The organism is Lysobacter sp. 1R34A (assembly GCF_051217035.1).
Taxonomy (GTDB): Bacteria; Pseudomonadota; Gammaproteobacteria; order Xanthomonadales; family Xanthomonadaceae; genus Lysobacter.
Genome location: NZ_JBPKJP010000099.1, coordinates 1 through 14,333, shown reverse-complemented (window position 1 = coordinate 14,333; position 14,333 = coordinate 1). Strand labels below are relative to the sequence as shown.

Sequence of the window (14,333 nt, the reverse complement as noted above, 5' to 3'; positions counted from 1 at the left end):
AGGAAGATCACGATGCCTGCGGCGATCGGATTGGCCGCGATCCATGCGGTCGCGCTTTCTAGCCAGGCAGGTTCCATCGGCTGATTATAGGCAGCGATGTCTGTTGCGCGGCGAACCGGAGTTCTGCTTGATCAGGCGCACATCGCGGCGCACCGACATGTTGCAGCGATTCTGGCGATTGTTGCGCGACTCGCAGCTGACTTCCTGCCCGCCGCCGCCCCACCCGCCGCCACCGCCGTTCCAGCCGCCACCGCCGCCGCCGCGCGAGGCGACGAATTCGGCACGGCAACCCTCGCTGACCCAGACCTCGCCGGGGCGCGAACCCCAGGTGCGGCCCTCGATGCAGGGCGAGCTCGAAATCTGCCGCTGCAGGCGTGCGCGGTTGCCGTCGATGCGGCAGGTGCGCGGGCGATTGTCGTTGGAGTCGCAGCGCACCACTTCGCCGCTGCCGCCGCCGTTCCAGCCACCGCCGCCGCCATTCCAGCCGCCACCGCCACCTCGGCCGAGGGTGAACTCGGCGCGGCAACCTTCTCTCACCCAGATGCCCGAGCGGTCGTAACCCCAACTGCGGCCCTGGCTACAGGAGGCTTTCGACAACTGCCGGCTGAGCTGTACCCCGCCGCGCGTGTCGGCATCGCAACGACGCTCGCGGCTGTCGGTGGATTCGCAACGGATCACGTTGTTGTAACCGTAATCGTCGTACTGCGGCGCAGCCTGGGCCGTGCCGGCGGCCATGCCGAGGCCGACCATCAAACCTAGACCGGAAAGAATGCGTGCGGACATGTTCGTGCTCCTTGTCAATGTGCCAAGGACTCTATCTGAACCCGCTTAACGCCAGCTCAAGATCTTCGCCCTTTGCGGTGGAGAGCCAAAAACGTTCATGAGTCGCTTAGCTTGCGCTGTTGTTGCAGTGCAGCGCGCACACCCGCGAATGCGGCCCGCGGACGGCCGGCGCATCATCCGCCGTTGCGGCGGTAGTCGAGTTCGAAGTCGGCGCGGCAGCCGTCCTCGACCCAGACCCCGTGCGCGTCGTAGCCCCAACTGCGGCCTTCGATGCATTCGGTCTTCGACAACTGCTTGACCATGCGCACGCCGAGCCCGGTTTCGACATCGCAGCGGCGGGCGCGCCGGTCCTGCGATTCGCAACGCAGCAAGGGCTTGCGCGCCTGCGCTGCGGGTTCGTCGGCGCCGAGCAGCCGGAACTCGGCGCGGCAACCGCCCGAGACCCAGATGCCCTGTTTGTCGACGCCCCAACTTTGATTGCGCAGGCAAGGTTGTTTGGAAAGTTGCTGGGCCAGCACCGCGCCCTCGCCGATCTTGGCCGGACAATGATTCCAGCGGCCGCCGCGCGACTCGCACTTGATCACTCGCGCGCCGGTGGTGCTGTCGCGGCCGCTGCCGCCTTTGCCGAGCACGAAATCCGCCGCGCAGCCCTGCGACACCCACACGCCGCCGCGGTCGGCGCCCCAGCTGGTGCCCTCGACGCAGGGCTTGCCGGAAGTGCGATGGACCAGGCGCACGCCTTCGCGGGTATCGGCCGGGCAGCGCACGACTTCTTCGCCGCTCGAGGCGCAGCGCAACAGGCGGCCGCCGTACAGGCGCTCGCCCACCGGCTCTGCGCGGGCCTGCGTGCATGCCAGGCCGGCGAAGGCCAGCCATTGGATCGCGATCATCACACCACGCATGCATGTCCCCCGCAGCCGACACGATCACTCTAACCGTGATCGATGAAACTGCAATCAAAACGCGGCCATTGCCGTTCGCGGCCGCATGCGGGGTTCATCGCGGTTACGCGCGCGTGAAATCGAAACTCAGCACATCGGCGATGCGGCCGGTGCCGAGCATCGCCATCAGCAGGCGGTCTGTGCCGAGGGCGACCCCGGCGCAGGCCGGGAAACCGCCCGCGAGCGCGGCCAGCAAGGCCTCGTCGCGCGGCGGCGCCGGCACGCCGCGTTCGGCGCGCAGCGCGCGGTCGCGATCGAAACGGGCGCCCTGCTCGGCCGAATCGGCGAGTTCATGGTAGCCGTTGGCCAATTCCAGCGGGCCCAGATAAAGCTCGAAGCGTTCGGCCACCGGCCAACCGTCGCCGTCGTCGCGCAAGCGCGCCAAGGCGCATTGCGAGGCCGGGTAATCGTGCACCGCCAGCAGACCGTCGGCGGCGAAAGTCGGCTGCAGGCGATGAGTCATCAGCAGGTCGAGCCAGTCGTCGCGGTTCAAGCCCTGCGGATCGATGACCACCTCGCCGAGCGCCGCACGCAGGACGCTGTCGTCGGCGGTGAACGGGTCGAGACCGAGACGCTGCCGATACAGATCGCGGTAGGTGATCGTCTGCAGCGCGGCGTCGCGCCCGACCAGGCCCAGGGCGGTGCGCACCAGCGCCGCGGTTTCCCCGATCAGACGGCGATGATCCCAACCGATCCGATACCACTCGAGCATGCTGAACTCAGGATTGTGGCGGCCGCCGGCTTCGCCGTCGCGGAACACCCGGCCGAGTTCGTAGCAGTCGCCGAAACCGGCCGCGAGCAGGCGCTTGAGCGGGAACTCCGGCGAGGTGCGCAGCCAGCGCGTGCGCGGCGCACCCTCGGTGCGTCCGCTGAACTGCAGGGAAAACGAGGCGATGTTGGGATCGGTGTTGCCGGCGACCGACAACACCGGGGTCTCGACCTCTATCACCCCTCGTTCGGCGAAGAAGGCGCGGATCGCCGCGTTGAGCCGCGCGCGCAAGCGCAAGGCCTCGAACGAGGCCGATGGCCGCCACTGCAAGTCGCCGCTCATTCGTGCTCGGCCAGGAACTCGAGCAGCTTGGCTTCGTCCCAGATTTCGACCCCGAGTTCCTGGGCTTTGTCGAGCTTGGACCCGGCGGCCTCGCCGGCGACGACGAAGCTGGTCTTCTTCGATACGCTGCCGGCGACCTTGGCCCCGAGGGCTTCGAGCCGGGTCTTGGCCTCGTCGCGGGTGAGCGCGGTCAGGCTGCCGGTCAACACTGCGGTCTGGCCGTCGAGCGGGCCGCTCGCCGCCGCCGATGCCGCCGGCGTCAATACATCCAGGCGCTGCAGCGCTTCGCCCACCCGCGACAGCAGCAGCGCGTTCTCGTCCACGCTCAACCACGATGCCAGCACCTGGGCGCTGTCGGCCGGCAGGCCCGCAGCGACGTAGGCGTGCTCCGGCGCATCGCGCAGTTTCTCGGCGCTGCCGAACGCGGCCGCGAGTTGATCGGCGCGGATCCGGGTGACCTTGGGAATCTCCATGTCGACCAGCAAGGTCGCCAGGTTCAGGCCTTCGCGCAGTTTCGGCGACGGCGCGTGAGCGTCGCCGATCTTGACCTTGCGCGCCAGCAAGTCGTCGATGACCTGCTGGTTGCCGGGCTGGTCGAAGAAATGGCCGAGCGAACGCGCGACCTCGCCGCCGACGTCGGGCACGCGCTTGAACAGCGGCCACGGCAGGCGCCGGATCAGTTCGAGATCGCCGAACCAGGCCGACAAGGCCTTGGCCGTGCTCTCGCCCACGTGCTGGATGCCGAGCGCGAACAGAAAGCGTTCGAGGGTGGTATCGCGGCTGCGGTCGATCGCCTCGATGAGGTTGTCGGCCCACTTGGTCGCGACCTTGCCGGCCTTGACCGTCTCGGGCGTGGTGCCGTCGCGTTCCTCGGCGCGGCGCTTCATCTGCAGCAGGTCTTCGAGCCCGAGTTTGTACAGGTCGGCGACCGATTGCAGATAGCCCAGGTCGGACAGGTCTTCGATATAGCGGTCGCCGAGGCCTTCGATGTCCATCGCCCGGCGCGAGGCGAAATGACGGATCGCCTCCTTGCGCTGCGCCGCGCAGGTCAGCTCGCCCGAGCAGCGCCACACCACGCCGTCCTCTTCGCGCACGATCTGCGAACCGCATACCGGGCATTCGCCCGGCATCTGCCACTGCGGCGCGTTCGGGTCGCGGTATTCGGGCACCACCCGGACGATTTCCGGAATCACGTCGCCGGCCCGGCGCACGATCACGGTGTCGCCGATGCGCACGTCGAGGCGGGCGATCTGGTCGGCGTTGTGCAAGGTCGCGTTGGTCACCACCACGCCGGCCACCTGCACCGGCTTGAGCCGCGCCACCGGCGTGGCCGCGCCGGTCCGGCCGATCTGGATGTCGATGCCCTCGAGCAAGGTCGACTGCTCCTGGGCCGGGAACTTGTGCGCGATCGCCCAGCGCGGTGCGCGCGAGACGAAGCCCATCTCGCGCTGGCCGGCGTAATCGTCGAGCTTGTAGACCACGCCGTCGATGTCGAACGGCAAGGTATCGCGCTTGGCGCCCATCTGCCGGTAATACCCGAGCAGGCCCTCGGTACCGGCCACCACGCCGCTCTCGCCGCTGACCGGGAAGCCCCAATCGCGCAGTTGCTTCAGGGTCGCCGAATGGGTCGGCGGCAGCTCGTAGCCTTCGACCAGGCCGACCGCATAGGCGTAGAACGCCAGGGGCCGCTGCTTGGTGATGCGGGGATCGAGTTGGCGCAGCGAACCGGCGGCGCCGTTGCGCGGGTTGGCCAGGACCTTGCCGCCCTCGCTCAGGGCTTTTTCGTTGTAGGCCTTGAACGCGGCCAGCGGCATGTAGATTTCGCCGCGGACTTCCAGCACCGGCGGCCAGCGCTCGCCGCGCAGGCGCATCGGAATGGCGTTGATGGTGCGCAGGTTCTGGGTCACGTCCTCCCCGGTAGCGCCATCGCCACGGGTCGCGCCCTGGACGAAGCGGCCGTTCTCGTAGCGCAGGCTGATCGCCAGGCCGTCGAGCTTGGGTTCGACCGAGAATTCAGGCGCGCCGCGATCCAGACGTTCCTCGATGCGGCGGACGAAATCGGCCACTTCCTCGTCGGCGAAGGCATTGCCGAGCGACAGCATCGGCACCGCATGGCGGACCTCGGCGAACGCGCCCGAGGGCGCCGTGCCGACGCGCTGGGTCGGCGAATCGGGCGTGGCGAGCTGCGGATGCGCGGCTTCCAGCGCCTCGAGCTCGCGCAGCAGGCGGTCGTATTCGGCGTCGGCCAGGGTCGGGTCGTCGAGCACGTAATAACGATAATTGGCGTCTTCGAGCTGGCGATGCAGCTCGGCGGCGCGCTTCGCGGCCTGGGCGGCGTCTTTCTTGGATTCGGTCGTCACGGGCGGGAGTCCTGGCGCTGCCGATGCGGCGGGGCGACGGCATTTTGAACGGGATTCGCACGATTGTGGATGCCCGGCGTCGCCGCAGGCGCGACGGCAGGGGCACCGGGGCGATCTGGAGAGCAGAAGCAAATCCCCCCTGCCCCCCTTTTTCAAAGGGGGAATCCTTCGGCCGGGATTGGGCCTGCGTTGGAGGATTAGTCTTCGGATCGCCCGCGGCGGCGAGCTTCCGCCTGCCAATGCCGGCGTTGTAGTTGCAGTTGCAGTTGCAGTTGCAGTTGCCGTCAGGATTTTGCTGTTGCAGTGCGCCGCCCCGCACTAGCGAAGGCTAAAGAAGACCCGGAGGGCGGCCCGCAGGGATGCGGGCCGTTTTTCATCGGGACAGGGATGTCCCGTATGAAAAATCCCCGCGAATGCACCGCTCGTGCGGGCTTGTGATTCAAAAAGAAGCATTTTTCTTTGGTTACCTTTCTTTTGTTGCTTTAGACAAAAGAAAGTAACCCGCCGCTTTAGTGGCGGAAGCTTTGGATTTGATCTTGATCTATTGAATGAAAGAAGCGCTGCAAGTCCGCCGCAGCGATGTCGCGGCTTGCGCCGCTCCTACCCTGGCGAGAGCACGCCGCTTCGATGGGCCACATCGGCCTTGTGGTCTCTGCGCGTCCCGTGGTCGCGACTCACGTCGCTCCTACCGGGGTAGCAGCGACAGCAACGACAGCAACGACAGCAACGGCAACGAAAACCGCAGATCGCCGAATCCAGAGACCAGCGCAGCGCAAGCCGCCGACGATTCACCAGCGCGTCGGCTTGCTCAACGGCGGCGCCTCGCGCTGCCGGTCGTAGGCACGCAATTCGTCGCGCAAATGCGCGATGCGCTGGCGGCCAAGCGCGTTGCGCTGCTCGTCCAGCACCACCGCATCGAGCAGCTCGGCCATGCGCTGCGCGGTCGGCAACATGGTCTCCCAGGCGTCGAGCGCCGGGATCGGCGCCGGCAAGGTCAGGAAGAACGCGACCGCCGGGGTTTCCAGCGACTGGATCGTCGCCATGTCGAAGCTGCCGGGCTTCATGATGTTGGCGACGCTGAACACCGGGCCGCGCTCGGGGTGGCCCTCGACCAGGCGGTGGAACACGCCCATGTGGCCGTAGACCAGGCCGGCCTTCTCGGCAGCGACCACGATGTCGGGTCCGTGCAGTTTCTGCCCGGCGCGCGCCGCCAGGTACAGGGTCACGATCTTGTCGAACTCTTCGCTGACGCGGCGGCCGAGGTCGCTGTTGGCGGCGTTGGCGCCGCCTTCCAGGGTGCGGTCGAACAGTTCCAGCTCGGCCTGGGTGGTGGCCTCGCCCGGCGCCGCCGCGGCGTCGCCGAGTTCGTTTTCGATCTGCTCGCCCAGCGAGGGCTCCTGGCGGGTACCGGGCTTGCGCTCGCCGGTACGCGGCGCGTCCTCGCGGGCGACGCGCTTGCCCTGCCCCGGCTTGCGCGGACGGCCGAAGAACACGATCGCGCCGATCAGTATCAGACCGGCGATTAGAATGCCGATCCGCAGCAGGGTCACGTCGGACATCGGTGGCTCCTTTTGATGCGGGGATCCGGGACTGGCGATTCGGGATTCGTCAAAGCGGCTGCGCCGGCTCTCGATTCCCTGTCCTGTCCCGACTCCCGAACTTAATCACGAATACGACGAAGGCTACGGCTTGCGCCCGGCCCGCGTCCCGAATCATTCATCCCGGCGGCGCGGCTCAGGCCGCGCCGGCCAGGCGCGTGGCCTCGGCCAGGTCGACCGACACGAGACGGCTGACGCCGGGCTCGCGCATGGTCACGCCGGAAAGTTGTTGCGCGGCTTCCATCGTCGCCTTGTTGTGGCTCACGAACAGGAACTGTACCTGTTCGCTCATCTCGCTGACCATCGCGGTGAAGCGGCCGACGTTGGCTTCGTCGAGCGGCGCATCGACCTCGTCGAGCAGACAGAACGGCGCCGGGTTCAAACGGAAGATCGCGAACACCAGCGCCACCGCGGTCATCGCCTTCTCGCCGCCGGACAGCAGCGAGATGTTCGACACGCGCTTGCCGGGCGGGCGCGCCATGATCGCCACGCCGGTGTCGAGCAGGTCCTCGCCGGTCAGTTCGAGGTAGGCGTGGCCGCCGCCGAACAAACGCGGATACAGCTCCTGCACGCCGGAATTGACCCGGTCGAAGGTGTCCTTGAAGCGGCCGCGGGTCTCGCGGTCGATCTTGCGGATCGCGTCTTCCAGGGTTTCGAGCGCGGTGTTGAGGTCGGCGAACTGGGCGTCGAGATAGTCCTTGCGCTGCGCCGCCTCGGCGTGCTCGGCGATCGCCGCCAGGTTGACCGGTTCCAGGCGGCGCAGCTTGCCGTCGAGTTCGGCGACCGTGCGTTCCCAGGTTTGCGGCTCGGCGTTCTCGTCGAGCCCGTTGACCACGTCTTCCAGCACCGCGCCGGCCTCGGCGATGGCGCTGGTCAGGGTTTCGGCCTTGAGCACCAGAGCCTGCTGTTCGAGGCGGCGCTGGCCGATGGCCTCGCGCTGCTGCAGGGCCTGCTCGTCGCGTTGCTGGCGGGTCTGCTCGAACTTGCGCAGGTCGTTGTCGATGCCGTCGAGCGCGGTGCGCGCGGCGGTCAGGTCGTGTTCGGCGACGACGCGCTGTTCCAGCGCGACCTGGCGTTGCTCTTCCAGCGCGACGACCGGCTGGTCGCCGTCGGCGAGCTGCGCCGACAGCTCGCCCAGGCGCGAATCGAGCTGGCCGCGTTGGCCGCCCATGCGTTCCAGCGCCTGGCTCAGGCCGGCGATCTGGGCGCGCTGGGTCTCCAGGGTCAGGCTCAGGGCATGCGCGGCGTCGCGCGATTCGCGCGCGGCGTTGCGGGCGGCGTCGCGCGCCTCGAACAGGCGGCGGCGTTCGGATTCGAGTTCGAGGCGGGCGTCTTCCAGCTCGCCCATGCGCTCGATCGCCGCTTCCTGGCGGGTGCGCGCTTCGCGCGCCTGCTCGCCGCCGGCGTCGATCAGGAGCAGCAGTTGCTCGAGCTCGGCGTCGATCTTCTCGATGCGGTTGCGCGCCGAATCCAGGCGGCCCTGGTGGCTCTGCAACTGGCCGGCGAGTTCGGACACGCCACGGTGGGCCATGTACAGAGTGCGCTGGGCGTCCTCGCGCTGCTGCTCGGACGCCAGCAGGCGGTCGCGCAACTGGATCTGGGCCTGTTCGAGTTCGCGTTCGCGGTTCTGCAGGGTTTCGATCTCGGCGCGCAGGCTCTGGATCTCGCGTTCGCGCAGCAGCGCGCCCTGCTTGGCCGCGCCCGAACGCAGCACCCGCACCCAGCCGGCGCCGAGGCGCTCGCCGTTGCGGGTGATCACGGTTTCTTCCGCGCCCAGCGAGGGCTGCAGCGCGCGCGCCGCGGCCAGGTCGTCGGCCCCGTGCAGGCGCGACAGCAGCCGGCGGATCGCCGCCGGCCCCTGCACCTTCGAGGCCAGCGAGGTCGGCGGGTAGACGCTGTCGTCGCGCGCCGGCGAGACCAGGGTCAGGCGGCCTTCGCCGAGTTCGCCGATCGCATCGACCAGGGTTTCCGGTGCCTCGACCAGCACGCCTTCGATCAACTGGCCGAGCGCGCTTTCGACCGCGTTTTCCCAGCCCGCCTCGACGCTCAGGGTTTCGCCGACGCGTTGCGCCGAGTCCAGCCCGCGCGCCTGCAGCCAGGTCAGCGCGGCGCCCTGTTCCAGGCCGAGCGCGGCCTGCTGGAGGGTTTCCAGCGAGGACAGCCGACCGCGCGAGGTCTGCGCCTGCTTGCGCACCTCGGCCAACTGGTTCTGGGTCGCGCGCTGTTGCTCCTGCAGGTCCGAAACCGTGCTCTTACGCGCTTCCAGTTCGTCGGTCAGGCTCTCCAGCGATTCCTTCTGCAGGTCGTGCTGGCTCTGCAATTGCTCGAAGGCCTCGGCGAGCGCGGCGACGTCCAGGCCGGTGCGCTCGGCGAGCATCGCCTGGCGGCGGCGGTCGGCTTCTAGCGTCTGCCGGTCCAGGCCTTCCAGCCGGGTGCGTTCGACGTCGGCCGCGCGCGCGGCCTCGGCCTGTTCGCGGCTGTGCGCGTCCCACCGCTGCTGCCAGTCATTGAGCCGGGTTTCGGCATCGCGCAGCGCTTCCTGACGCGCCTCGTCGTCCTCGCGCATCATCTCGATGCGCGGCTCGGCCTCGGCGACCGCGGCCAGCAGCACGTCCAGGCGCGCCTGGTCGCTGCCGATGTGTTCGCCGAGCTCGGCCAGCGCCGCCAGCGCCTCGTCGCGCGCCTTGTGCAGGCGGCCGGACATTTCGCGCTGGTGCTGGATCTGTTGTTCGACCCGGGCCAGCACGCCGCCGACCTCGTAGCTCGCGGCCTGCGCCTTGTTCAGCGCTTCGGCGGCTTCTTCGCGGCGCACGCGGCCGGTCTCGAGTTCGCGCTCGGCCTCGCGCTGCTCGGCGATCAATTGCTGCAGGCGGGTCTCCTGCTGCGACAGGCGCTCGCGCTGGCTCTGCAGCTTCTGGTCGAGGGCGCGGTATTCCAGCGCCTTCCACTCCACGTCCTTGACCTTGCGCTCGGCCTGGATCGCCTGGTACTGCTCGGCCTGGCGGGCCTGCCGGCGCAGGTGTTCGAGCTGCTTGCCGACTTCCTCGCGCAGATCGTTGAGGCGGTCGAGGTTCTCGCGGGTGTGGCGGATGCGGGTTTCGGTTTCCTTGCGCCGTTCCTTGTACTTGGAAATGCCGGCGGCTTCCTCGAGGTACACGCGCAGGTCTTCGGGCTTGGCCTCGATGATCTGGCTGATCATGCCCTGCTCGATGATCGAGTAGCTGCGCGGCCCCAGGCCGGTGCCGAGGAACAGGTCGGTGATGTCGCGACGGCGGCATTTGCCGCCGTTGAGGTAGTACTGGCTGGTGCCGTCGCGGCTGACCGTGCGCTTGACCGAGATCTCGTTGAACGCGGCGAATTCGCCGGTGATGGTGTGGTCGGAGTTGTCGAAGATCAGCTCGACCATCGCCTGCGAGACCGGCTTGCGCGCCGAGGAGCCGGCGAAGATCACGTCGGTCAGCGAGTCGCCGCGCAGGCGGCTGGCCGAGCTCTCGCCCATGACCCAACGCACTGCGTCGATGATGTTCGACTTGCCGCAGCCGTTGGGCCCCACCACACCGGTCATGTTGGTGGGCAGGTGCAGCGTGGTCGGATCGACGAAGGACTTGAAACCGGACAGCTTGATCGTGGACAGACGCATGCGCGGGTGTGGTCCCTGGCGCGCCGGGCGGCGCCGCCGTGAAAACGTGAAATTGGATGAGACAACATACCCAAGTGATTGAATCACCTGGAAGAGATACCGCTTCGAACGGCGCTCTCTCGCGAGTATAGCGGGCCGGCGCAAGGCTCGCCGCGAACGCCTTCAGCGCTGCCTCAGGCGGCCCCGCCGCCGGCTCGGCCGGAGCGCGCCATGGCCGGCCGCCGCGCCGGACCGGCTCCGTGCCGCCGCGGGTTCATGGTAAACATGGGCGATTGGGCGAATCGACCGGCTTCGCCGCCGCCACGACAGGGAGTGACACGGCACGCATGAGCTCTCGCAGCAGCCGTCCGAGCGATCCCAATCCGGCCCGCAAGGCCGGCGAACACCTGACCATGGCCGATCTGGCCGAACTGGCCGGGGTTTCGGCGATCACCGTCTCGCGCGCCCTGCGCGACAGCCCCCTGGTCAATCCCGAGACCCGGGCCCGGATCAAGGAGCTCGCCGAACGACAGGGCTATCAGTTCAACATCAGCGCGCGCAACCTGCGCCTGCGCCGCAGCATGACCGTGGCGGTGGTGGTCGAGATGAAGCCGACCGTCGAGCGGCAGATGTCCGGCTCCTACCCGCTGGACCTGCTCGGCGGCATCAGCCAGGAGCTGACCTCGGCCGGCTACAGCGTGCTGCTGACCTCGCTGCAGGGCGGCGCCCTGCCGAGCGTGCAGGCCGCCGACGGAGTGATCCTGCTCGGCCAGGGCGCGCACGAGGACGCGATGCACGAGGTGCAGCGCTGGGGCCGGCCGATGGTGGTGTGGGGCGCGGTCAGCCGCCACGAGACCCAGGTCGTGGTCGGCAGCGACAACCACCGCGGCGGCAAGCTCGCCGCCGAGCGCTTCCTGGCCCTGGGCCGGCGCCGGCCGGTATTCCTCGGCGATAGCGCCCACGGCGAATTCGCCGAGCGCCTGGAGGGTTTCGTCGAGACCCTGGCCGAGCACGCGATCGTGCCGCTGACCCCGACCGTGGCCAATTTCACCGTCAGCGCCGGCGCCCAGGCGGTGCACAGCCTGCTCGACGAGCACCCGCAGTTCGACGCCCTGTTCGCGGCCAGCGACCTGCTGGCGATCGGCGCGATCCGCGCCCTGATCGAGCGCGGCCGGCGGGTGCCGGAGGACGTGTCGGTGATCGGCTACGACGACACCCCGCTCGGCGCGACCTATCTGCCGCCGCTGACTTCGATCCATCAGAACTTCGTCGACGCCGGGGTGTCGCTGGCGCGCAAGATCCTGGCGATGATCGAAGGCCGTCCGGCGCAGTCGGAGATCCTGCCGACCCATCTGGTGGCGCGCGTCACCTGAGCGCTCGGGGCGATGCGCAGCGCGATGCTGCATCGCAACGCGAACCTCGCCGGCCTGGCGCCAGGCCGAGCCGGCGCTCCCGCTCTGCAGCAATCGGTCAAACCCTTGATTCAGCTCGCTTAAGCGCTGCAACAAAATACGGGCTTCGGTGGCCAGAAACAGGCACTGAGACACATTATCGGCGCTGATTGTTATCGATAACTTGACATCGATAACAACGGCTCACTAGGGTCCGCGGCAACGACGCCCCCAGGTCCCCGCCGCGTGATCCAGCCCGAAGCCGCACCGCACCTCCCCCCAGCCCCCGCCGAAGCCGACGCCTGGCGCCTGCGCCAGGACCGCTTCGACCCGGCCCAGCGCCGCCGCGACGAAACCCTGTTCGCCCTCGCCAACGGCTCGCTGGGCGTACGCGGCGGCTTCGAGGAAGCCGACGGCGGCAGCGACGGCAGCTTCCTGGCGGCGGTCTACGAAAAGCATCCGATCCACTACCACGAGCGCCTCCCCGGATTCGCCCGCAGCACCGACACCCGCCTGCCGGTCGCCGACGGCCAGCGCATCGCGGTCTGGCTGGGCGAGCAACGCCTCGATATCGACGCCGCACAGTGGCTGAGGTTCGAGCGCGAACTCGATCTGCGCAGCGGCCGCCTGCGCCGCCGCCTGCGCCTGCGCACCGCCCAGGGCCAGACCCTGGAGATCCAGGCCGAGCGCGTGCTGCCGTTCGACAGCGCGTGCGCCGGCGTCGACCTGCTGGCGATCCGCTACCGGGTCGAATCGGTCGACTACACCGGCCCCCTGAGCCTGGCCTCAGCGATCGAATGCGGCCACCAGGCCGCCGAACAAGGCGACGACCCGCGCATCGGCGTGGCCGTGTCGGAAGGCTTGCAATTGCTGTCGGCGCAAGCCGACGAGCACGCCGCCCAGGTCGTGCAGTCGACCCGCCACAGCGATGTGCGCGTGGCCTGCGCGCAGGCGCACCGCCTCGACGGCGGCCTGCGTTTCGGCGCGGCCGAACGCGGCGACGAGCGCGTGCTGCAGCGCTACGACACCCAGTTGCAGCCGGGCGCCGCGGTCACCCTGGAAAAATTCGTCGCCTACAGCAGCGGCAGCGAAGCCGGCGAACTCGCCGAACGCGCGCGGCGGGCGGTCGCGGACGCCGTTGCCGTCGGGTTCGATGCCCTCGCCGCGCGCCAGACCGCGGCCTTGGCCGAGTTCTGGGACGGCGCGGAGCTGTCGATCGACGGCGACCCCTCGGCCGAACAGGCGCTGCGCTTCAACCTGTTCCACCTGCTGCAGTCGGCCGGCCGCGACGGCGTCAACGGCACCGCCGCCAAGGGCCTCACCGGCGAAGGCTACGAAGGCCATTATTTCTGGGACACCGAGGCCTTCATGCTACCGGTGATGGTGTACACCGCGCCGGAGGTCGCCCGCGCCATGCTGCACGCGCGCTACCTCGCGCTGGAGCCGGCGCGCCGGCATGCGCGCGAGATGAACCATCCGCGCGGCGCACTGTTTCCCTGGCGCACGATCACCGGCGGCGAGTGCTCGGCGCACTACCCCTCGGGCTCGGCCGCGTATCACATCAATGCCGCGGTCGCGTACGCGGTCGGCCTGTACCTCGACGCCACCGGCGATCTCGATTTCCTGCTCGAAAGCGGCGCCGAGATCCTGTTCGAGACCGCGCGCATCTGGCCGCAGATCGGCCATTTCAATCCGCGCCGCGGCGGCGCCTTCTGCATCCACGAGGTCACCGGCCCGGACGAATACACCGCCCTGGTCGACAACAATTTCTATACCAACCGCATGGCCCAGCAGCATCTGCTGCGCGCCGTGCGGGTGTGGCGGCAGTTGCACGACGAACGCCCGCAACAGGCCGCCGAACTGGCCGCGCGGCTCGGCCTAGACGCGCACGAAATCGACACCTGGCGCCGCGCCGGCGAGGCGATGTTCCTGCATTACGACGAGGCCCTGGGCATCTATGCCCAGGACGACACCTTCCTCGACAAGCCGCGCTGGCCGTTCCCGAAACACGAGGGCGAGCACCGCCCGTTGTTGCTCGACTTCCATCCGCTCACCCTCTACCGCCACCAGGTCTGCAAGCAGGCCGACGTGGTCATGGCCCTGGTGTTGGCCGGCGACGGCATTCCCGCCGAGGTCAAGCGCCGCAGCTTCGACTACTACGAAGCGGTGACCACCCACGACTCGACTTTGTCGGCCTCGGTGTTCGGCATCCTCGCCAGCGAAGTCGGCCAAGCCGAACAGGCGGCGAGGTATTTCGCCGAGAACCTGCGCGTCGACCTCGACGACCTGCACGGCAATACCGACCACGGCGTGCACATGGCGGCCCTGGCCGGCACCTGGCTCGGCCTGGTGTCCGGCTTCGCCGGGCTGCGCGCGGTCGCCGGCACCCTGCATTTCGCCCCGACCCTGCCGGCCGGCTGGAACGGCTACGGCTTCGGCCTGCGCTGGCAGGGCCGCCGCCTGCGCCTGCGGGTCGGCCGCGACGGCGTCGAATACCGCTTGCTCGAAGGCGCCGCGCTGACCATCGAGCACGAAGGCCGCCGGGTCGAACTCAACCCCGAGGCCAGCCTGCGCGCGCCGCTGGCGGCGC

Annotated in this window: 7 protein-coding genes and 2 pseudogenes; 2 read left to right on the top strand and 7 right to left on the bottom strand. The window is 68.9% G+C overall.

Translation table 11 applies throughout. From position 1 onward, the window contains the following. Positions 1-84: 84 nt before the first annotated feature. From ACSAMQ_RS17185 to smc, 7 genes and pseudogenes are all read right to left on the bottom strand, one after another. Complete coding sequence (locus ACSAMQ_RS17185) at positions 85-783, bottom strand: DUF3011 domain-containing protein (protein ID WP_435396826.1); 699 nt, start codon at positions 781-783, stop codon at positions 85-87. 173 nt (positions 784-956) lie between these two features. Continuing rightward, entirely contained in the window at positions 957-1,673 is a 717-nt protein-coding gene (locus ACSAMQ_RS17180) for a DUF3011 domain-containing protein (RefSeq protein WP_435396825.1), read from the bottom strand. A gap of 115 nt (positions 1,674-1,788) precedes the next feature. Further along, positions 1,789-2,775, bottom strand: coding sequence for an EF-P lysine aminoacylase EpmA (gene epmA / locus ACSAMQ_RS17175; RefSeq protein WP_435396824.1), 987 nt, complete (start codon positions 2,773-2,775; stop codon positions 1,789-1,791). After that, a pseudogene (locus tag ACSAMQ_RS17170) lies at positions 2,772-3,011 on the bottom strand (BRCT domain-containing protein); the annotation flags it as partial. The gene epmA and the pseudogene ACSAMQ_RS17170, both read right to left, overlap by 4 nt. Positions 3,012-3,187: 176 nt before the next feature. Beyond that, positions 3,188-5,081: pseudogene (gene ligA, locus ACSAMQ_RS17165) on the bottom strand (NAD-dependent DNA ligase LigA); the annotation flags it as partial. Between the two features lie 842 nt (positions 5,082-5,923). Continuing rightward, positions 5,924-6,694, bottom strand: a complete 771-nt coding sequence (gene zipA, locus ACSAMQ_RS17160) for a cell division protein ZipA (RefSeq protein ID WP_435396823.1) — start codon at positions 6,692-6,694, stop codon at positions 5,924-5,926. Between the two features lie 175 nt (positions 6,695-6,869). Next, positions 6,870-10,373: a chromosome segregation protein SMC gene (smc, locus tag ACSAMQ_RS17155; protein WP_435396822.1), complete on the bottom strand. Its 3,504-nt coding sequence runs from the start codon at positions 10,371-10,373 to the stop codon at positions 6,870-6,872. Between the two features lie 326 nt (positions 10,374-10,699). Here smc and ACSAMQ_RS17150 point away from each other — a divergent pair, with 326 nt between their 5' ends. Next, positions 10,700-11,725, top strand: a complete 1,026-nt coding sequence (locus ACSAMQ_RS17150) for a LacI family DNA-binding transcriptional regulator (RefSeq protein WP_435396821.1) — start codon at positions 10,700-10,702, stop codon at positions 11,723-11,725. A gap of 264 nt (positions 11,726-11,989) precedes the next feature. Continuing rightward, a partial coding sequence (locus ACSAMQ_RS17145) for a glycoside hydrolase family 65 protein (protein WP_435396820.1) occupies positions 11,990-14,333 on the top strand: 2,344 nt, incomplete at its 3' end.

Excerpts from the sequence above, each read along its gene's own strand:
- zipA (WP_435396823.1), bottom strand. The coding sequence starts at position 6,694 with ATGTCCGACGTGACCCTGCTGCGGATCGGCATTCTAATCGCCGGTCTG.
- epmA (WP_435396824.1), bottom strand. The coding sequence starts at position 2,775 with ATGAGCGGCGACTTGCAGTGGCGGCCATCGGCCTCGTTCGAGGCCTTG.
- ACSAMQ_RS17180 (WP_435396825.1), bottom strand. The coding sequence starts at position 1,673 with ATGATCGCGATCCAATGGCTGGCCTTCGCCGGCCTGGCATGCACGCAG.
- ACSAMQ_RS17185 (WP_435396826.1), bottom strand. The coding sequence starts at position 783 with ATGTCCGCACGCATTCTTTCCGGTCTAGGTTTGATGGTCGGCCTCGGC.
- ACSAMQ_RS17150 (WP_435396821.1), top strand. The coding sequence starts at position 10,700 with ATGAGCTCTCGCAGCAGCCGTCCGAGCGATCCCAATCCGGCCCGCAAG.
- smc (WP_435396822.1), bottom strand. The coding sequence starts at position 10,373 with ATGCGTCTGTCCACGATCAAGCTGTCCGGTTTCAAGTCCTTCGTCGAT.